The 20,007-nt window shown below is 61.0% G+C and carries 13 protein-coding genes; 4 read left to right on the forward strand and 9 right to left on the reverse strand.

The window, feature by feature from the left end:
- Window positions 1–89 precede the first annotated feature (89 nt).
- The 9 genes from OC605_RS22715 to OC605_RS22755 form a co-directional block, all read right to left on the reverse strand.
- Window positions 90–1,541, reverse strand: coding sequence for a lipopolysaccharide kinase InaA family protein (locus OC605_RS22715; protein WP_262139619.1), 1,452 nt, complete (start codon window positions 1,539–1,541; stop codon window positions 90–92).
- Window positions 1,541–2,293 (reverse strand): lipopolysaccharide kinase InaA family protein, encoded by a 753-nt coding sequence (locus tag OC605_RS22720; protein ID WP_262139621.1) that lies wholly within the window; start codon window positions 2,291–2,293, stop codon window positions 1,541–1,543. The genes OC605_RS22715 and OC605_RS22720 overlap by 1 nt, the downstream gene beginning before the upstream one ends.
- Window positions 2,290–3,024: a lipopolysaccharide kinase InaA family protein gene (locus tag OC605_RS22725; RefSeq protein WP_262139623.1), complete on the reverse strand. Its 735-nt coding sequence runs from the start codon at window positions 3,022–3,024 to the stop codon at window positions 2,290–2,292. Before OC605_RS22725 ends, OC605_RS22720 begins: the two co-directional genes overlap by 4 nt.
- Window positions 3,024–3,830 (reverse strand): lipopolysaccharide core heptose(I) kinase RfaP, encoded by an 807-nt coding sequence (gene rfaP, locus OC605_RS22730; RefSeq protein WP_016771998.1) that lies wholly within the window; start codon window positions 3,828–3,830, stop codon window positions 3,024–3,026. Before rfaP ends, OC605_RS22725 begins: the two co-directional genes overlap by 1 nt.
- Window positions 3,830–4,951 carry a glycosyltransferase family 4 protein gene (locus tag OC605_RS22735; protein ID WP_073471643.1) on the reverse strand — a complete coding sequence of 374 codons (1,122 nt, stop codon included), beginning with the start codon at window positions 4,949–4,951 and terminating at the stop codon, window positions 3,830–3,832. The genes rfaP and OC605_RS22735 overlap by 1 nt, the downstream gene beginning before the upstream one ends.
- Window positions 4,951–6,012, reverse strand: a complete 1,062-nt coding sequence (waaC, locus tag OC605_RS22740) for a lipopolysaccharide heptosyltransferase I (RefSeq protein WP_262139626.1) — start codon at window positions 6,010–6,012, stop codon at window positions 4,951–4,953. Before waaC ends, OC605_RS22735 begins: the two co-directional genes overlap by 1 nt.
- Before the next feature lies 1 nt (window position 6,013).
- Window positions 6,014–7,048 (reverse strand): lipopolysaccharide heptosyltransferase II, encoded by a 1,035-nt coding sequence (gene waaF / locus OC605_RS22745; RefSeq protein WP_186567453.1) that lies wholly within the window; start codon window positions 7,046–7,048, stop codon window positions 6,014–6,016.
- Between the two features lie 330 nt (window positions 7,049–7,378).
- On the reverse strand, window positions 7,379–10,318 hold the full coding sequence (gene glnE, locus OC605_RS22750) for a bifunctional [glutamate--ammonia ligase]-adenylyl-L-tyrosine phosphorylase/[glutamate--ammonia-ligase] adenylyltransferase (RefSeq protein WP_262139629.1): 2,940 nt from the start codon (window positions 10,316–10,318) through the stop codon (window positions 7,379–7,381).
- Complete coding sequence (locus OC605_RS22755) at window positions 10,315–10,440, reverse strand: hypothetical protein (RefSeq protein ID WP_256205860.1); 126 nt, start codon at window positions 10,438–10,440, stop codon at window positions 10,315–10,317. Before OC605_RS22755 ends, glnE begins: the two co-directional genes overlap by 4 nt.
- 262 nt (window positions 10,441–10,702) lie before the next feature.
- Between OC605_RS22755 and aceE the strand changes: the two genes are divergently transcribed.
- The 4 genes from aceE to OC605_RS22775 all read left to right on the forward strand — a co-directional run bounded on the left by aceE (window position 10,703) and on the right by OC605_RS22775 (window position 19,956).
- The gene (gene aceE, locus OC605_RS22760) at window positions 10,703–13,348 is read left to right on the forward strand and encodes a pyruvate dehydrogenase (acetyl-transferring), homodimeric type (RefSeq protein ID WP_024011316.1); all 2,646 of its coding nucleotides are present in this window, start codon (window positions 10,703–10,705) and stop codon (window positions 13,346–13,348) included.
- A gap of 11 nt (window positions 13,349–13,359) precedes the next feature.
- Window positions 13,360–15,330, forward strand: coding sequence for a dihydrolipoyllysine-residue acetyltransferase (gene aceF, locus OC605_RS22765; RefSeq protein WP_262139632.1), 1,971 nt, complete (start codon window positions 13,360–13,362; stop codon window positions 15,328–15,330).
- A gap of 277 nt (window positions 15,331–15,607) precedes the next feature.
- A complete protein-coding gene (locus tag OC605_RS22770) occupies window positions 15,608–17,005 on the forward strand; it encodes an alkaline phosphatase D family protein (RefSeq protein ID WP_262139634.1) in 1,398 nt (465 codons plus the stop codon).
- Between the two features lie 254 nt (window positions 17,006–17,259).
- Complete coding sequence (locus OC605_RS22775; protein WP_056787453.1) at window positions 17,260–19,956, forward strand: putative bifunctional diguanylate cyclase/phosphodiesterase; 2,697 nt, start codon at window positions 17,260–17,262, stop codon at window positions 19,954–19,956.
- Window positions 19,957–20,007: the final 51 nt, after the last annotated feature.

Raw genomic sequence — 20,007 nt, forward strand, 5'->3', positions numbered from 1 at the left:
ATCGCTGTATTTTGTCCGCTACTGCCCACAGACTCCGTTTCGCAGTGGACCGGGTCCTTTGCAAGAACCAGTCTGCTCGTGAGAAGGAATCACCCCGCGCTGGAGACTCCTTTCGGCAGCCGCTCATCAATGACCCGATACAACGCGCTACTTTCAGGCCAGTTGCGCATGAACCGCGCGCGATCGCGGGCGTAGGCCGGGGCGAAACTGCCAACCGAGGCGTGCTGACACATCGAGTCGAGATCGATCAGCGCCCAGCGATCCGTCTGCCAGAACAGGTTGTGGCCTTTGAAGTCGCCATGACTGATGCGCTCGGCGATCAATCGGGCAAACAATTGATCAAGCGCCAGCAACTCGGCTTCCGGCGCCTGGCCATTTTCCACGTACGGCGCAAAGCGCTCGATGATGTCCGGTCCCGGCAGGAATTCGGTCACCAGATAGGCACTGCGACGCAGCCACAAAAAACGCTTTTCCAGTACCGCCAGCGGTTTCGGCGTGGCAATGCCAAGGAACGCCAGGCGATTGCCTTCACGCCACGAATGCCAGGCCCGGCTCGGGCGCCAGAAGCGTTTGAGCCAATGGGCAAAATTCTTGATGTTGTAGCGCTTGATAACCAGAGCCCGCCCGGCCACTTCGACTTTGCCGACGCTGGCCGCGCCGCCGGTCTTGTACAGGTGCCCCTGATCAAGCAAGGCGTCAGCCTGCTCAAGCACCGGCAGCATGGCCGCTTCTTCTTCACGGCGAACGGCGCGCAGGGCAAATGCGCCGCGCTGCACGGCGAACAACGTGCAGTCGCGGCCAACCTTGATCACGTAATCCCTGAGTCGCCAGTTGCGCACCTTGTCGATCTGTTTTTGCAACGCCTCCAGCGGCAACGCATGCTCGCTGTTGCTCAGCAGGTAATACACCAGCAGTTCTTCGGTGAACGGTTCGAGTGATTTTGGCAACTGGGCGAAAAACACGCCGAGATTTTCCAGCACTTTCTGCCGGGACAAGGGCTGCCCCGCCGTTTCCGCACGAACGCCGGCGCCATCGATCAGGTACAACTGACCGCCGTGGCGCAGCAGATTGTCCAGGTGCAGATCTTCCTGCCAGAGTCCTTTGCCGTGCATCCGACCGATCGCATCCAGCGCTTCGGCCAGAACGGCGGTCTGCTCATCGGCCAGTGCCGGCAGAGACTCGACCTCGGCCCAGGCATCACCGAGGCTCTCGGCACCCTCGAGAAATTCGAACAGCAGCCAGCCACCCTCGCCGTCCTTCAGTCCATCGGCCAACAGCAGCGGCGTGGTCAGGTTTTGCGCAGCGAGCAGGCGCACACCGTCCAGCTCCCGCTGGAAATGCCGCGCAGCTTTGCTGCCGACCAATAACTTGGCCAGCACCGGCCGACCGCGCCAGACACCTGCGCCAACGTAACGCTGCCCGGGCAACACCCGCAGCAGGCTCAGCAACTGCAGATCCGCAGCACCGGCGGCGTCCGCCAGGGTCACGGTCAGTGGCAGTGCGGGTGCGCGCCCGGAGCGGGCCAGCTCGGACAATTGCATCAGCGGGTCTCCTTGTGGCTGCGCCGCGCTGTCAGTCGGGTCAGCCAGCTGTCGAGCAACGAGCTGTCAGTCGGCTGGTCGAGATAAGCCGCAAGCAATTGGCGCAAGTCGGCCTCGCTCCACTGCGGCGCGCGACGTTGCAACGGTTCCAGATCCTTGACCCGATCACGCATGCCGAACAGCAACGGCCGGGTTTTCTCCAGATCGATCAGTTGCGCCTCATAGCCGTCGCCGGTGGCGCGCAGGAAAATATGTTTGGGATAGAAACAGCCATGCACCTGACGTGCACCGTGCAGCCGCCGCGCCAGCAGTCCGCACGCCTTGAGAATCGCCGAATGCTGCGCGGCACTGAGCTGCGTCCAGCGCGCCAGCAGCGAATCCAGGTCGCTCCAGCCATCCAGGGCGCGGGTGAGCAGAATGGCGCGCACATCCCCGGCGACCTTGCGCTCACCGAAAAACGCCGCCTGCAACGCCGGAATGCCCAACTTGCGGTAACGGCTGATGTTGCGAAATTCGCGGGCAAAGCTCGGTTCGCCAAACGGCGCCTGCAAGGTCCGCGTCAGGTAATTGCTCTGGCGCTTGAGGTAATAGCCCTGGCCTTCAAGATCCAGGCGGAACACGCTGCTCCAGCCGCCTCCGGCAGTGTTGGGCTCATCCACAGCTTCAAGCTGTTTGGCCCACAGTGCGTCGAAATTGCCGAGACCATGGCGCTCCAGCAGTGCACGGTCCTGTTCGGCAAGAAAATCAGTCATTCGCGCCCCTCAAAAAATCTCACCACGTGGCGAATCCGTTTCTTGTCGGCGACATCAAGCCGATCACACTGGCGATATTGCTTGTAGAAGCGCAGGCGCTGGGTGTTGGACAGGTGATATTTGGCCAGCTTGTCGAGACAGGCCAAATCTTTGGTGATCCGGTACTTGAGCCAGAAGCCGCGCCAGAATTCGCCGTTGGGGCAGTCGATGAGGAAGATGCGCGCCTGATCGTCGATCAACAGGTTGCGCCACTTCAAATCGTTATGGGTGAACCGATGGTCGTGCATCGTGCGGGTGTATCCGGCCAATTGTCGGCTGACACCGTCAACCCAGGCGCGATCCTTGAGCCGGGGATCCTTGCGCTCGGCCAGCGCCGAGAGGTCTTCGGTATTGGGCAGCTCACGGGTGATCATCGCGCCCCGATCGTAGGCCGCGCCCCGCCGCTCCAGCCCCCAGGCCACCACCTCGGCAGTGGGGATGCCCCACTTGGCGAAGCGCTTGAGGTTCTGCCATTCCATTTTTACCCGCGGCTTGCCGAGGTAACGGCGCAGGCCCTTACCGGCGCCGACGTAGCGTTTGACGTAGTAATTGACGCCGTCGCGCTGCACCCGAACCACCTCCGACAGCGGATCGCGGGTCAGGCGTTCGCCCTGTAACGCAAATACCGCTTCGAGGCTGCCGAAGTCCTCGGCGAGTTCGCTGTACTGCGGTTCAAGTGTCCAGCCCGCCATCAGAGCGCATCCCCGTAACGCTGTTTGCGCGCGTAGAGCTTGTCGGCCTTGCCTTGCAGCCAGCTCAGCAGTGGCGCCTCTTCTGCCAGAATCTGCCGCAGCGGTTGCTGGAAATAGCCCTTGAGGAAACGCAGTTTGTCGCGGCGGGTCAGGCCAATGTCCAACGCCGAGAAGTACAGCGCCGCCAGATCCTTGTTGCGCCAGCGCTGAGTGATTTTCGCGCGGGTTTGGGCACGGTGCAGATCGATCACCGAGAGTTTGAAATCCTGCGGTGTGACCGGTTTGTCGGTGTGCAGCAGAAAATGGCAGATGTAGCAGTCGCGGTGATTGACCCCGGCGCGGTGCATCATCCCGGTCATCCGCGCGACTTCGGCAATCAGTGCGCGCTTGAGTGTTGGCTCCGGCGGCTGCTTGACCCAGTCAATGCTGAAGTCTTCAAGGCTGATGGTCGGCGCGAGTTCTTCGGTGACGATGAACGAATGCTGATCCGCCGGGTTGCGGCCCTTCTCGCCGTAGGCGACGGCGGTCATGGTCGGCACGCCGACTTCCTGAAGGCGCTGGATGGCCTTCCACTCTTGCCCGGCGCCGAGCACCGGCAGCTTGGCAGTCAGCAGATTCTTGAAGATTTCGCCCCAACCGATGCCACGGTGGATCTTGACGAAAAAACCATGGCCGTCGACTTCCGTGCGCAATGTCCGGCGCGCTTCCAGCTCGCGGTATACCTCGCCCTGCAAGCCTTCGACTGCGGCGAACGGGTCGCGTCCGGCCCAAAGGCTTTTGAACGGTTCAGCCAGCATCAACTTCATTAAGCGTGCTCCGCCAGAATCACATCCGCCGCGTGCTGCGGCATGCTGTAGAGGTCGGCCGTCTCGGCGAAGGCCAGACCGTTGCGGCTCCAGGCCGCACGTGCAGCGTCGTTGCTCAACATCTCGGTCAGGTATTGCGTCAGCTGCGCCTGCTCGAACGGCTCGTCCAGCACTCGCCCGGCATCGGCCTCGGCAATGTAATGGGCGTAACCGCAGACCGCGCTGACCAACACCGGCAAACCGGCCACCAGCGCTTCAAGCAGCACGGTGCCGGTGTTTTCGTTGTAGGCCGGGTGAATCAACAGGTCGGCGCCGAGCAGGAAACGCGGGATATCGCTGCGCCCTTTGAGGAAGGTCACATTGTCGCCCAGGCCCAGCGTCGCACTCTGCATCTGGAACAATTTGGGGTCATCCTGGCCGATTACAAACAGCCGGGTGCGTTTTCTCAACTCGGCCGGCAGCGCGGCCAGTGCCTTGAGGCTGCGATCGACACCCTTGGTCTTGAAGCCGGAGCCGATCTGCACCAGCAGCAACTCGTCGTCCTTGAGATTGAATTCAGCGCGGAAACCGGCGCGAATCTCATCGGCATTCGCCGGCCGCCGACGATCCTGAGCAATGCCCGGCGGCAGCAGGTGGAAACGCTCGAGCGGCGTGTCGTAATACTTGATGAACAGCGGCTGCTGCACTTCGGAAATCATCAGCACTTCGGTCTTCGCGTCCTTGGCGAACACCGCGCGCTCGTACTCGGCGAAGTGGCGATAGCGACCCCAGCGGCGATACAGCGAGTTGCGCAGGTTCTGCGCCTTGTCTTCGAAGCAGCCGTCGGCGGCGTAGTAGACGTCAAGGCCCGGCATCTTGTTGAAGCCGATCAAGCGATCGACCGGGCGCTTGGCCAGATCCGCTGCCATCCATGCGCTGAGCTTTTCATTGCGACGATGGTTGAAGAATGCCTTGACCGGCGCCACCAGCACTTCGAAACCCGGCGGCACGTCGCCTTCCCAGATCAGCGTGTAGACGCGAATCTGATGGCCGCGCTTCTGGCATTCGAGGGCGATGCGCATGAAATCGCGCTGCAAGCCGCCGAACGGGAAATATTTGTACAGGACGAATGCCAATTGCATCAACGCAGCTCCTCAGCCATTAACAACGTGCTCAGTCGGCTGGCGACACGCTCGGGGTTTACACGCGTGAAGCACAGTGGCTGTTCACGCTTGAGGTCAAACTGACGGGCATCCTGCGCGGTCGGTTGATAGGTACATTTTTTCTGCATGCAGGGCGCGCACGGGAAGTCGCTGGCCAGATGAATCTGCAGCTTGCCGTAGGCGCCGGTGAGGCCCGGGTTGGTCGGGCCGAACAACGAAATCGTCGGTACATCCAGCGCAGCGGCCAGATGGCCGAGCCCGGTGTCCACCGCCACGCAGGCTTGCGCGCCGGCGAGGACTTTGCCGACGCCGGCCAGATTGAGCTTCGGCAGCACTTCGGCGTGTTTGAAGCCGGCAGCGATGCGCTCGGCGCGGGCCTTTTCCTGCGGGTTGCCCCACGGCAGCTTCACGCCAACGCCGAGGTAGCCGACCCGCTCGGTCAGCTCGCGCCAGTAGATTTCCGGCCAGTGCTTGGTGTCCCAAGTGGTGCCGTGGAGGAACACCACGTAAGCGTTCTTGCGTGGCAACTCGACCAGTCGCTCGACGTTGAGGCCGTAATCGCCGAGGCCTTTGGGCAAGTCGTAACCCAGAGCGATGGCGAATAACTGGCGTACGCGCTCGACGGCGTGCTGGCCTCGGGCGACAGCGAGTTTGCGATCGTAGAAGCGCGCAACCATCGGCTCGCGCGCGGAGGTTTTATCGAGGCCGGCCACCGGGGCTTTGACGTAGCGGGTCAGCCAGGCACTTTTCAGCAGGCCTTGAGCGTCGATCACCAGATCGTATTTATTAGCGCGCACGCTTTGCTTGAAGCGTTTCCACTCGCCGCTGGTGATGGTTTTCCACAAATTCTTGCGCCAGCGGCGGATCGCCACCGGAATCACTTTATCGACCGCCGGATGCCAGCTCGGAATCTCGGCGAAGCCCTCTTCCACCACCCAGTCGAACTTGATGCCCGGGATCGCCCGTGCGGCGTCGGTCAGCGCTGGCAACGCGTGAATCACGTCGCCCAGCGATGAAGTCTTGATCAACAATACCCGCAAGTTAATGAACCTCGACCACGGAGCCCTGCAACTTCTGCAAGGCATCGTTGACCGCGTCCGGCATCAGCTGGCGCAGGCAGTTGTAATGGCCGAACCGGCAAGTTCGATCGAAGCACGGGCTGCATTCGATGCCCAGGCGCACGATCTCGACCTGCTCGGCCAGCGGCGGGGTGAAGCCCGGCGAGGTCGAGCCGTATACCGCGACCAGCGGACGATTCAATGCCGCAGCGACGTGCATCAGGCCGGAGTCATTGGACACAACGGAATCGGCGCATGAGAGCAGGTCAATGGCCTCGGCCAGCGAGGTGCCGCCGCTGAGGTTGACCGATTCTTCGCGCAGCCCCGGGATCAGCCGGGCGCGAATGTCTTCGCCGACCGCGTGATCGTTTTTCGAGCCGAACAGCCATACCTGCCAGCCTTCGCGGATGCGCGCTTCGGCGACCTTGGCGTAGTGCTCGGACGGCCAGCGCTTGGATTCGCCGAACTCGGCGCCGGGGCACAGGGCCAGGACCGGGCGATCAAGGGTCAGGCCGAATTTGGCCAGTGCCGCTTCGCGGGTCACCGGGTCGATTTGCAGACTCGGGCGTGGGTACGGCTTCGGCAGCTCGGCGTTCGCTTCGTAGGCCAGCGCCATGAAGCGCTCGATCATCAGCGGGTAACGTTCTTTGTCGAGAGTGCGCACATCGTTGAGCAGGCCATAGCGGAATTCGCCGCGCCAACCGGTGCGTTTCGGGATGCCGGCAAAAAACGGCACCAGTGCCGATTTCAGCGAGTTGGGCAGCAGGATCGCCTGATCGTACTGACCGCGCAGGGTCTTGCCGATGCGTCGGCGCGTCGCCAGTTCCAGCGCGCCGTGGCCGAGCGGGAAGCTCAAAGCCTTGCGCACTTCGGGCATGCGCTCGAGGATCGGCCGGCTCCACTCGGGCGCCAGCACGTCGATTGCGCATTGCGGGTGGCGCTGCTTGAGACACTGAAACAGTGTCTGCGCCATCACCATGTCACCGACCCAACTGGGCCCAACGATCAGAATATTCATGTGGTTTCCAAAAACGAGCCGGGGAGGCATTTACGCCTCCCCGCCTCGATAATTCTACAAACACTGTAGATCTACTGTGGGAGCGGGCTTGCCCGCGATGGGGTCTTCACATTCAACACTATTGTCGTCTGATACTCCGCTATCGCTGGCAAGCCAGCTCCCACAGGGTTTTGCATCTGTTTCAACATCTGCATTTCAGCGCAGATCACTGCGGGAGCGAGCCTGCTCGCGAATGGGCCAGTACATTCAAAACAAATGCCGACTGACACTCCGCCTTCGCGAGCAGGCTCGCTCCCACCTTTTGAATCTCATTGTCTTCATTGGCGCTTTTCAGCTTAGCCCCATCTCTTTCCATATCCGCAAAACCTGCCGGCGTTCGTCGGCAAACTGGTCGCCCGGTATTACCCCGGCGTCCTTCTGCAAGGCCTGCCGGTGGGCGGCGGAGCGGTAGGCCTTGTAGGCCTCGCGCAACAGACTGGCATCTTCGGCGGGCATCAGCCCTTCGTGTTCCAGCTCTTCCAGAATGCGGATGTTATCGGTCCAGCGCAGCAGCGGTGGATGGCTGTGCGACCACGCCAGGGCCGCGTATTGCACCATAAATTCAATATCGACGATACCTCCGGCGTCCTGCTTGAGGTCGAACGGCACGCCCGCGTCGAACGCATTCGCCGCCGTGCCGGCTGCGGTGCTGCGGGTGCCGAGGTTGTCGCGCATCTTGGCGCGCATCTCGCTGACTTCCTGTTGCAGTTTGGCCAGATCCCTAGGTTTGCCCAATACCTGCGCGCGGACTTTCTCGAAGGCCTGGCCAACATCCTGACTGCCCACCAGCACCCGCGCGCGCACCAGGGCCTGATGCTCCCAGGTCCAGGCTTCGTTTTCCTGATAGCGGGCGAACGCGCCGAGAGAACTCACCAGCAGCCCGGAAGCACCGGACGGCCGCAGGCGCATATCCACTTCATACAGCTGGCCGGAGTTGGTCTGCGCCGTGAGCAGGTGGATGATCCGCTGCCCCAGGCGCGTGAAGAACTGCGCGCCGTCGATGGATTTCGGCCCGTCGGTTTCCGCCTGCGGATCGCCGTCATGGATGAACACCAGATCCAGATCCGAACCATGCCCCAATTCGATACCGCCGACTTTGCCATAACCGACAATGATGAAGCCAGGATCGCACAGAGTGCCGTCGGTGCGCAGCGGCGTGCCGTACTTGGCCACAGTCTGCCGCCAGGCCAGCGCCAGCACCTGTTCGAGAATCGCCTCGGCCAGCCAGGTCAGGTAATCGCTGACTTTCATCAGTGGCAGGCTGCCTGCAATTTCCGAAGCGGCGACGCGCAAGCGGTGCGCCAGTTTGAAATGGCGCAGGGCTTCCATTTGCTGCTCGAGGTCGTCTTCGGGAATTCGCGTCAGACGTTCGCGCAACTCGGCCGCCAGTTCCGGCGCCAGCGGCGGCTTGAACAGCCGGCCCTCGTTGAGCAATTCGTCGAGCAGCAGCGGGAAGCGCGTGATCTGCTCGGCAATCCACGGGCTCGCCGCACACAGGGTCAGCAGGCGGCGCAGCGCGCCGGGGTTTTCCGTGAGCAAAACCAGATACGCCGAACGCCGCGCCACCGCTTCCACCAGTGGCAGCACGCGCTCGAGCACCAGATCGGGATTGTCATGCTCCACCGCTTGCGCGAGCAGTCGCGGAATGAACGCATCCAGACGTTCGCGTCCCAGCCGCTGCATCGCGCGCAGTTGCGGACTGCCGCGCAAACCGGCCAGCGCTTTCAGGGCTTTGCCGGCATCGACGAAACCGCCTTCCTGCAACTGCCGGCACGCGGCCTCTTCGTCCTGTTCTTCCTCCCACAGCGGCAGCCACTCACCACCGACCACCACTTCGCTTTCGCTGCCCTCTTCCTCATCGGGATCGGCGATCACCTGGGCGAAATGCCAGGCCACGCGCCCGCGCCAGTACATCAGTTGTTCATGGAACGCCGACCAATCGGCGAAGCCCAGCATGAAGGCGATCCGCGCCTGATCCTGAGCGCTGTCCGGCAGCATCTGCGTCTGACGGTCGGCAATCGCTTGAATGGCATGCTCGGTGTAACGCAGAAACTCGTAACCCTCGCGTAACTCACTGACCACCGCCGGCGGCAGATAGCCTTGCCCTTCCAGCGTGCTCAGCACCTTTAATAGAGGACGCTGTTGCAGGCTCAGATCGCGGCCACCGTGGATCAACTGAAAAGCCTGCGCGATGAACTCGACCTCGCGGATGCCGCCGGAGCCGAGCTTGATGTTGTCGGCCATGCCCTTGCGCCGCACTTCCTGCTGGATCAACTGCTTCATGGTGCGCAGCGCTTCGATCGCCGAGAAGTCCAGATAGCGCCGATAAACGAACGGCCGCAGCATATCGAGCAACTGCGTGCCGGCAACCTGATCGCCAGCCACCACCCGCGCCTTGATCATCGCGTAGCGTTCCCAGTCGCGGCCCTGATCCTGGTAATACTGCTCCAGCGCGTTGAAGCTGAGCACCAGCGCACCAGACGATCCATATGGACGCAGGCGCATGTCGACGCGGAAGACGAAGCCGTCGACCGTCATGGGATCCAGCGCCTTGATAAGACGCTGGCCGAGGCGGATGAAGAATTCCTGATTATCCAGCGAGCGTTTCACGCCGACGGTTTCGCCGCCTTCGGGGTAGGCGAAGATCAGGTCGATGTCGGAAGACAGATTCAGCTCGACCGCGCCGAGCTTGCCCATGCCGAGAATGACCATCTGCTGCGGCTCACCGCTGCGCCGGCCGGTAGGCGTGCCAAATTGCTCGCAATGACGGCTGTACAGCCATTGATAAGCCTGATCGATAGTGGCGTCGGCCATGTCCGAGAGGTCACGGCAGGTCTGTACCAGATCGGCCTGACGGGTCAGGTCGCGCCAGATGATCCGCACCTGATGGCGTGCGCGCTGGCGACGCAAGGCGCGGCCGAGTTCGTCCTCGCTCTGCGCGGCGTTCACAGCGGCGGCGATCTGTGCGCACAGCTCGCCGGGCGCAAACGCTCGATCAAGTTCGCCGGACGCCACCAGCGACAACAACATCAAAGGGTCACGAATGCTCTGTTCAATGACAAATTCGCTGGCGGCGCTGACGCGGGCGAATTGCGCCCAGCGCTCCGGCGTCCAGTTCGACAGGCCGTGATCGTCTTCAAGGGCGGCGACAGACGTACGGAACGACTGCTCGGATCGGCTGACCAACGGCAGGAGAATGGCGGGCAGTTCGGCAAGCACGGGCAGGGTCATGGTCTATCCTTGATCGGCGTATTGAGGGCCGCTTGTAGGGAATGATGAAAACCCGCTACGTGAAGGACTGTCGAACAAAAGTTAGAAATAGCTGAAATTTCTTCTTCTTTGGCATCCAGCATCAAACTTTCACCTTATTCGGATGGAAATCGACCCGCCTTAACGATTATTCTCACAACGCAGTCGGAGGCCACAGGCCTTTCATCTGTAGTTTTACTACTCGTCTATACATTCGAAAGGCTGAAATGCCGGAAGATTTGTAGTAAAACTACACGCCGCCGGAACAACCTGTCGGCAATCCAAGAATTTTAAATCGTCTGCCCACAAGGCCAGTCGCAAACTCAGGCAACCGATTCTGGAAGCCTTTCCGCCCTGGAGCAAGCCATGCAAGACCTCGATCCCGTCGAAACCCAGGAATGGCTGGACGCCCTGGAATCGGTTCTCGACAAAGAAGGCGAAGACCGTGCTCACTATCTGATGACCCGTATGGGCGAACTCGCGACCCGCAGCGGCTCGCAGCTCCCTTACGCGATCACCACGCCTTACCGCAACACGATCCCCGTTACCCACGAAGCACGCATGCCTGGCGACCTGTTCATGGAACGCCGCATTCGCTCGCTGGTACGCTGGAACGCGATGGCCATGGTAATGCGCACGAACCTGCGAGATTCGGACCTGGGTGGTCACATCTCCAGCTTCGCTTCCAGTGCGACCCTGTATGACATCGGCTTCAACTATTTCTTCCAGGCCCCGACCGACGAACACGGCGGCGACCTGATCTACTTCCAGGGCCACACCTCGCCGGGCGTTTACGCCCGCGCATTCATGGAAGGCCGCATCACCGAAGACCAGATGAACAACTTCCGTCAGGAAGTCGATGGTCAAGGCCTGTCGTCCTATCCGCACCCTTGGCTGATGCCTGACTTCTGGCAGTTCCCGACCGTATCGATGGGTCTGGGTCCGATCCAGGCGATCTACCAGGCGCGCTTCATGAAGTACCTGGAGCACCGCGGTTTCATCCAGCCGGGCAAACAGAAGGTCTGGTGCTTCCTGGGCGACGGCGAGTGCGACGAGCCGGAATCCCTGGGCGCGATCTCCCTGGCCGGCCGCGAGAAGCTGGACAACCTGATTTTCGTCATCAACTGCAACCTGCAGCGCCTCGACGGCCCGGTTCGCGGCAACGGCAAGATCATCCAGGAACTCGAAGGCGTGTTCCGCGGTGCTCAGTGGAACGTGACCAAAGTCATCTGGGGCCGTTTCTGGGACCCGCTGCTGGCCAAAGACGTCGACGGTATCCTGCAACGCCGCATGGACGAAGTCATCGACGGCGAATACCAGAACTACAAAGCCAAAGACGGCGCGTTCGTTCGCGAGCATTTCTTCAACACGCCTGAACTCAAGGCGATGGTGGCCGATCTGTCCGACGACGAGATCTGGAAACTCAACCGTGGCGGCCACGACCCGTACAAGGTCTACGCGGCGTACCACGAAGCGGTCAACCACAAGGAACAACCGACCGTCATCCTCGCCAAGACCATCAAGGGTTATGGCACCGGTGCCGGCGAAGCGAAGAACACTGCGCACAACACCAAGAAAGTCGACGTCGACAGCCTGAAGCTGTTCCGCGACCGCTTCGACATTCCGGTCAAGGACGAAGAGCTGGAGAACCTGCCGTTCTTCAAGCCAGAGCCAAACAGCGCCGAAGCCCGCTACCTCGCCGAGCGCCGTGCCGCACTGGGCGGTTTCGTGCCGCAGCGCCGCGCGCAGAGCTTCAGCGTACCGACCCCGGATCTGGACACCCTGAAAGCTATCCTCGATGGATCGGGCGACCGTGAAATTTCCACCACCATGGCTTTCGTGCGGATCCTCGCGCAACTGGTCAAGGACAAGGAAATCGGCCCGCGCATCGTCCCGATCATCCCGGACGAAGCCCGCACCTTCGGTATGGAAGGCATGTTCCGTCAGCTGGGTATCTACTCCTCCGTCGGCCAGCTCTACGAGCCAGTCGATAAGGACCAGGTGATGTTCTACAAGGAAGACCAGAAAGGTCAGATCCTTGAAGAAGGCATCAACGAAGCCGGTGCCATGAGCTCGTTCATCGCTGCCGGTACTTCGTACTCCAGCCACAACCAGCCGATGCTGCCGTTCTACATCTTCTACTCGATGTTCGGCTTCCAGCGTATCGGCGACCTGGCCTGGGCCGCTGGCGACAGCCGTACCCGTGGCTTCCTGATCGGCGGCACCGCCGGCCGCACCACCCTGAACGGTGAAGGTCTGCAACACGAAGACGGTCACAGCCACCTGCTGGCCGCGACCATCCCGAACTGCCGCACCTACGATCCGACCTACGGCTACGAGCTGGCGGTGATCATTCAGGACGGCATGAAGAAGATGACCGAAGAGCAACAGGACATCTTCTACTACATCACCGTGATGAACGAGTCGTACCAGCAGCCAGCCATGCCGGCCGGTGCCGAAGAAGGCATCAAGAAAGGCATGTACCTGCTCGAGGAAGACACTCGTGATGCGGCGCACCACGTTCAACTGATGGGCTCCGGCACCATCCTGCGCGAAGTACGTGAAGCGGCGAAGATCCTGCGTGAAGAGTTCAACATCGGCGCTGACGTGTGGAGCGTTACCAGCTTCAACGAACTGCGTCGCGACGGCCTCGCTGTAGAGCGCAGCAACCGTCTCAAGCCTGGCCAGAAGCCTAAGCTGAGCTACGTCGAAGAGTGCCTGAACGGCCGTAAAGGTCCGGTCATTGCTTCTACCGACTACATGAAGCTGTTCGCCGAGCAGATCCGTCAGTGGGTACCGTCCAAGGAATTCAAAGTCCTGGGCACCGACGGTTTCGGCCGCAGCGACAGCCGCAAGAAACTGCGTCATTTCTTCGAAGTCGACCGTCATTTCGTGGTGTTGGCAGCCCTGGAAGCACTGGCTGACCGTGGTGATATCGAACCCAAGGTTGTGGCTGAAGCCATCGCCAAGTTCGGCATCGACCCGGAAAAACGCAACCCACTGGACTGCTGAGGAGACATTTTGTGAGCGAACTCATTCGCGTACCTGACATCGGCAGCGGTGAAGGTGAAGTAATTGAACTGTTTGTGAAGGTCGGCGACCGCATCGAAGCCGACCAGAGCATCCTGACCCTGGAATCGGACAAGGCCAGCATGGAAGTGCCGGCCCCGAAAGCCGGCGTCATCAAGAGCCTGAAAGTGAAGCTGGGCGACCGTCTGAAAGAAGGCGACGAACTGCTCGAGCTGGAAGTCGAGGGCGCCGCTGAAGCGGCCCCTGCGCCTGCCGCCGCGCCTGCTGCGAAAGCCGAAGAGAAACCGGCTGCGGCCCCTGCTGCTGCCGCGCCTGCCGCTGCTCCTGCTGCCGCTTCGGTACAGCAAGTGCACGTGCCGGACATCGGTTCGTCGGGCAAGGCACAGATCATCGAGATTCAGGTCAAGGTCGGCGACAGCGTCGAAGCTGATCAATCGCTGATCACCCTGGAATCCGACAAGGCGAGCATGGAAATCCCGTCGCCTGCCGCCGGCGTGGTCAAGGCCATCAGCGTCAAGCTCAACGACGAAGTCGGCACTGGCGACCTGATTCTGGATCTGGAAGTGGCGGGTGCTGCGGCCCCGGCTGCGGCCGCTCCGGCTCAGGCTGCTGCGCCTGCCGCTGCCGCTGCGCCAGCCCCGTCGGCGGCTCCGGCTGCACCGGCCGCTGACAGCGTTCAGGACATCCACGTCCCGGACATCGGTTCGGCGGGCAAGGCAAAAATCATCGAAGTACTGGTCAAGGCCGGCGATACCGTCGAAGCCGACCAGTCGCTGATCACCCTGGAATCCGACAAGGCGAGCATGGAAATTCCATCGCCTGCCGCTGGCGTGGTCGAAAGCGTTTCGATCAAGCTGGATGACGAAGTCGGTACCGGCGACCTGATCCTCAAGCTGAAAGTCAAAGGCGCGGCTCCTGCGGCTGCCCCGGCTCCAGCTGCCGCAGCTCCGAGCGCTCCGGCACCTGCCGCTGCTGCTCCGGCTGCCGCTGCACCTGCTGCCGCTCCAGCCGCAGCGCCGGCTGCTACACCAGCGAAACCGGGCGCCAAAGTTCACGCCGGCCCTGCCGTGCGTCAACTGGCTCGTGAGTTCGGCGTCGAGCTGAGCGCCGTTGGCGCCAGCGGTCCGCACGGTCGCATCCTCAAGGAAGACGTGCAGGTTTACGTCAAGGCGATGATGCAGAAGGCCAAGGAAGCACCGGCCGCTGCTGGCGGCGCGACCGGTGGCGCGGGCATCCCGCCGATCCCGGTGGTCGATTTCAGCCGTTTCGGCGAAATCGAAGAAGTGCCGATGACCCGCCTGATGCAGGTCGGCGCTGCCAACCTGCATCGCAGCTGGCTCAACGTGCCACACGTGACGCAATTCGACTCGGCGGACATCACCGAGCTGGAAGCCTTCCGTGTTGCGCAGAAAGCCGTGGCCGAGAAGGCTGGCGTCAAGCTGACCATCCTGCCGCTGTTGCTCAAGACTTGCGCGCACCTGCTCAAGGAGCTGCCGGACTTCAACAGTTCGCTGGCACCAAGCGGCAAGGCGATCATCCGCAAGAAATACGTGAACATCGGCTTCGCCGTCGACACTCCGGATGGCCTGCTGGTGCCGGTGATCAAGAACGTCGACCAGAAGAGCCTGCTGCAACTGGCAGCCGAAGCGGCTTCGCTGGCTGAAAAAGCCCGCACCAAGAAGCTGTCCTCGGACGAGATGCAGGGTGCCTGCTTCACCATTTCCAGCCTCGGTCATATTGGCGGCACCGGCTTCACGCCGATCGTCAACGCGCCGGAAGTGGCGATCCTCGGTGTGTCCAAGGCTACCATCCAGCCAGTCTGGGACGGCAAAGCCTTCCAGCCGAAGCTGATGCTGCCACTGTCGTTGTCCTACGATCACCGCGTGATCAACGGCGCTGCTGCTGCACGCTTCACTCAGCGTCTGGGCAGTCTGTTGGGCGACATCCGCACCATCCTGCTGTAACCCAAGCGGCCCTCCGGCGACGGAGGGCCGCTTGCTGCACCCTTTCGAGCGCCACACGCTCGTACCTCAACCCCGTCAATTGACGGGGCTTTTTTTTGCCTGAAATAAACCGGATCGCGCCTCTTTCCTACAACCTGCGCTGACATCGGCCACAGGTCTGGTCCACTTAACGCCAATATTTTCTGTCGCCGCGCAACTAACCTCTGCTCAGGAAAGTTGAACCAACGCATAACACTTATTTATTTCTTATTACTCCAACTTTCGAATGGAATCGATCATGTTCAAACCAACCATCGGCCCCATCGTGGGCCATGCTACAACTAGTGAAGTACGAATCTTTATTCGCGGCGAACAACAGGACCGAAAAAGAGTGTTTGCCGGAGTACGTGCGCGTAAAGCCGGCGCGGAGAAATGGTCTAACAGTGTATTTGCACTTCTGAATGCGGCCAATGACATGTCGGGCGTACTGGTATTACAGGATCTGGACGCCGACTGTGAATACGAATATCAAGCCGGCTGGTTAAGCCCGATGAATCCGGTACACACCATCGACACAGTGGTGGAGTTTCCACTGCAATGGCCGCGACAGCTCTACCGCTTTCGTACCCGCACCGCGCAAGCCAGCCAGCCCCGGGGCTTTATCGTCGGATCTTGCCGTTATCTGCGGATCACCGCGGGCATTGCTTCGTTGCCGCAACTGGGCGATCGCATCTTCGGTTCGATCAGCCAACTCATCGAAAACAGCCAGTTACCGGTCAGCGCGGTGATCATGACCGGGGACCAGGTTTATGTAGATGACTTGAATATCATTGCGCCGGATCGCGAAGCGAAAGACATCCTGAAAAAGTATCGAACGGCATTCTCGCAACCGAATATTCAACGATTGATGTCCAATACATCGACTTACATGATGCTCGACGATCATGAAATAGAAGATAACTGGCCCGCCAATGCCAAAGAAGCGGACAAGCATTTATATCGCAATGCGTTGGCCGCTTATGAACTTTATCAAGCCAGTCACAGCCCGGTTTATGCATGTAACAACAATGGCCAGATCGATCGTCAGACCCTGCGGCATTACTGGTATCAGTTTGGCGACAGCGATATCGCCTGGTTCGTGACTGACAGTCGCACCCGACGCAACCTGTCGCAGGAGGACCGACGCATACTCGACGTCGAGCAGGAGGAGGCATTGCTGCAATGGCTTATCCACAGCCCGGCGCGGGTAAAGTTTGTGGTCACCAGTGTGATGTTCTATCCCGATCGCAAGCTCAACGGTGACGATGCCTGGAAAGCTTTTCCCGAGCAGCGTCTGCGCCTGCTGGAAACCATCCGCACTCACCGGATCAAGAACGTGGTGTTCGTCTCCGGCGACGTCCATGGCTCGCTGACCAGTCGCTTGAGTCACAGCGAGGACATCGATTTCGAGGTGCACACCATCGTGTCCTCGCCGCTGCACAACAGCAAATTGCTGCCGTATGCCAAGGCGTCGACATTCATCCTCGATCAACCGCTGGTGCGCACGGCGGCCGGGGATTATCGGCACGAGCTGACCAGTGCCGTGGTGAGCGAGGACAACTTTGCTCATGTGGTCGTCGAAGCTGACCGGATTCTGGTCAATTACCATGATCGCGATGGCAAGAAGTTACAGTCGATCAGTATGAAATTGCGTTGAAACACCAAAAGATCGCAGCCTTCGGCAGCTCCTGCATGGCTACGCGGCGCCTGCAAGAGTTGTTCAAGGCTGCGATCTTCTGCTCATTTCAGTTGTGCACTGGAGAAATGTTCACTGCAGCCGACATATTCTTATAGCACTTGGCCTTCATCTCTCTTGTCAGTCGGTGCCGCAATGATGCAACCTTGCCGCAGCCAACAGACAAGAGGGCGAGAGCCCGGCGCATTCAGCATATTTCCAAGCGAGTTTCCTTCATGAAGAGCCAGCCCGATGCCGCCAGCCGTATGGCGGCCGAGGTAGTGACGCAGTTGCCTGTGCCCTCGCGGCTCGGCATGCTGCGTTTCGAGCGCTTGAATGAAGCCAGTTGGGCGATGCTGTTCCTTGATCCCAACTGCGAACGCCAGTTCGGCCAGCCGGCCGTCGAGCTCTGCGCACTGGTTGGCTCGCCCTACGCCAGCCTGATGGAGCCCGAAGCGCGCTACCAACTGCATGACGCGATCCAGCAGCAGTTGAGCAAAAGCGCGCATTACGTGGTGCGCTACACCCTGCACACTGCCGCCGGCGCGTTGAACATCCTTGAACTGGGCGAAGCCTACAAACAGCACAACCGGCATTTGCTGCGCGGCTACCTGCTGGCCGTCGACGAGGTGTTCGACGAAACCCAGGCGCTGCCTTCGGTGGATCTGGAAACCCAGAACTCGCGCCTGCAAATCGCCCTTGAGCTGAACCAGCGTGCCCAGCAGGAACAACTGCAGCATCTGGAACGCGTGCGCGCCCAGCAGGATCTGATTCTGCTACTCGCACGCCAGCGCTACAGCACGCACAACTCGCTGCAGGAAGCCGCCGAGCTGATCACCCGCTGCGCCTGCGATATCTACGAAATCGACTGCGCCAGCCTGTGGAACCTCGAAGGCCAGCGCTTGCTGCCGATCTCCGCCTACCACCGCGCAACTCAGGAATACATCCTGCCGGAGCCGATCGATATCAGCGGCTTCCCCGACTACATGGAAGCGCTGCACAGCAGCCGCGCCATCGATGCCCACAACGCCATGCACGACCCGCGCACCCGCGAGATGGCCGAGGCGATGCGTCCGCGTGACGTCAACGCCATGCTCGACGCCAGCATCCGCGTCGACGGCCAGGTTGTCGGCGTGTTGTGTCTGGAACAGACCGGCGTCACTCGCGCCTGGCAGTCCGACGAAATCGCCTTTGCCGGCGAACTGGCCGACCAGTTCGCGCAGGTGATCAACAACCACAACCGGCGCACCGCCACCAGCGCCCTGCACCTGTTTCAACGCGCGGTCGAGCAGAGCGCCAACGCCTTTTTGCTGGTCAACTGCGACGGCGTGGTCGAGTACGTCAACCCGAGCTTCACCGCGATCACCCAGTACACCACCGAGGAAGTCCACGGTCAGCGCCTGTCGGAATTGCCGGCGCTGGAAAATCTCAGCGAACTGCTGTTCGACGCACCTTCGGCGCTGGCCCAGAGCAACAGCTGGCAGGGCGAATTCAAAAGCCGCCGCAAGAACCTCGAACCGTACTGGGGCCAGCTGTCGATTTCCAAGGTCTATGGCGATAACCGTGAGCTGACGCATTACATCGGCATCTACGAAGACATCACCCAGACCAAACTCGCGCAGCAACGTATCGAGCGCCTGGCCTATACCGACAACCTGACCAACCTCGGCAACCGTCCGGCATTCATCCGCAATCTCGATGAGCGCTTCGCCCGCGACAGCGATACGCCGATCAGCCTGTTGCTGGTGGACATCGACAATTTCAAGCGGATCAACGACAGCCTCGGCCACCAGACCGGCGACAAACTGTTGATCAGCCTCGCCCGGCGCCTGCGCAACAGCCTCAGCCCGAGTGGCAGCCTGGCGCGTTTTGCCAGTAACGAATTCGCCGTGTTGCTCGACGACACCGACCTTGAAGCCGGGCAGCAGATTGCCAGTCAGTTGCTGATGACCCTCGACAAGCCGATGTTCGTCGACAATCAGCTGATCAGTGTCACCGGCTCCGTCGGCCTGGCCTGCGCGCCGCTGCACGGGCGCGATCCGCAAACCCTGATGCGCAACGCCGGTCTGGCACTGCACAAGGCCAAGGCCAACGGTAAACACCAGTTGCAGGTGTTCACTGAAGCGCTGAACGCTGAAGCCAGTTACAAACTGTTCGTCGAGAACAACCTGCGCCGCGCCCTCACGCAGAACGAACTGGACGTGTTCTACCAGCCCAAGCTGTGCCTGCGCAGCGGTCGCCTGCTGGGCATGGAAGCGCTGTTGCGCTGGAACCACCCGGAACGCGGCATGATTCGCCCGGACCAGTTCATCAGCGTCGCCGAGGAAACCGGCCTGATCATTCCGATCGGCAAATGGATCGCGCGTCAGGCGTGTCGCATGAGCAAATCCCTGACCGCTGCCGGCCTGGGCAATCTGCAGGTGGCAATCAATCTGTCACCGAAACAGTTCTCCGATCCGGATCTGGTCGCCTCGATCGCCAACATCCTCAGGGAAGAAGCGCTGCCGGCCAATCTGCTCGAACTCGAGCTGACCGAAGGCCTGCTGCTGGAAGCTACCGAAGACACGCATCTGCAGCTCGACCAACTCAAGCGCCTGGGCCTGACCCTGGCCATGGATGACTTCGGCACCGGATACTCGTCGCTGAGCTATCTGAAGAAATTCCCGATCGACATCATCAAAATCGATCGCAGCTTCATCCATGAAATCCCCGACAACCAGGACGACATGGAAATCACCTCCGCCGTGATCGCCATGGCCCACAACCTCAAACTCAAGGTCGTCGCCGAAGGCATCGAAACCGCCGAGCAACTGGCGTTCCTGCGCCGACATCGCTGCGACGTCGGCCAGGGTTATCTGTTCGACCGACCGATTCCGGGTGACGAACTGATCAAAGCGCTCAAGCGTTACCCGCGCGGACCGCTGTGCCTCTAACGCGGACCTCTATGCAGATCCTTTGTGGGAGCGAGCCTGCTCGCGAAGGCG

The organism is Pseudomonas sp. Marseille-Q5117 (assembly GCF_946901175.1).
Taxonomy (GTDB): domain Bacteria; phylum Pseudomonadota; class Gammaproteobacteria; order Pseudomonadales; family Pseudomonadaceae; genus Aquipseudomonas; species Aquipseudomonas iranensis.

Bases quoted from the DNA above. Each gene is read 5' to 3' on its own strand.
- rfaP (WP_016771998.1), bottom strand. From the start codon at position 3,830: ATGAAGTTGATGCTGGCTGAACCGTTCAAAAGCCTTTGGGCCGGACGC.
- aceE (WP_024011316.1), top strand. From the start codon at position 10,703: ATGCAAGACCTCGATCCCGTCGAAACCCAGGAATGGCTGGACGCCCTG.
- OC605_RS22775 (WP_056787453.1), top strand. From the start codon at position 17,260: ATGAAGAGCCAGCCCGATGCCGCCAGCCGTATGGCGGCCGAGGTAGTG.
- waaF (WP_186567453.1), bottom strand. From the start codon at position 7,048: ATGAATATTCTGATCGTTGGGCCCAGTTGGGTCGGTGACATGGTGATG.
- OC605_RS22725 (WP_262139623.1), bottom strand. From the start codon at position 3,024: ATGGCGGGCTGGACACTTGAACCGCAGTACAGCGAACTCGCCGAGGAC.
- OC605_RS22715 (WP_262139619.1), bottom strand. From the start codon at position 1,541: ATGCAATTGTCCGAGCTGGCCCGCTCCGGGCGCGCACCCGCACTGCCA.
- OC605_RS22735 (WP_073471643.1), bottom strand. From the start codon at position 4,951: ATGCAATTGGCATTCGTCCTGTACAAATATTTCCCGTTCGGCGGCTTG.
- OC605_RS22770 (WP_262139634.1), top strand. From the start codon at position 15,608: ATGTTCAAACCAACCATCGGCCCCATCGTGGGCCATGCTACAACTAGT.
- OC605_RS22720 (WP_262139621.1), bottom strand. From the start codon at position 2,293: ATGACTGATTTTCTTGCCGAACAGGACCGTGCACTGCTGGAGCGCCAT.
- glnE (WP_262139629.1), bottom strand. From the start codon at position 10,318: ATGACCCTGCCCGTGCTTGCCGAACTGCCCGCCATTCTCCTGCCGTTG.
- OC605_RS22755 (WP_256205860.1), bottom strand. From the start codon at position 10,440: ATGCTGGATGCCAAAGAAGAAGAAATTTCAGCTATTTCTAACTTTTGT.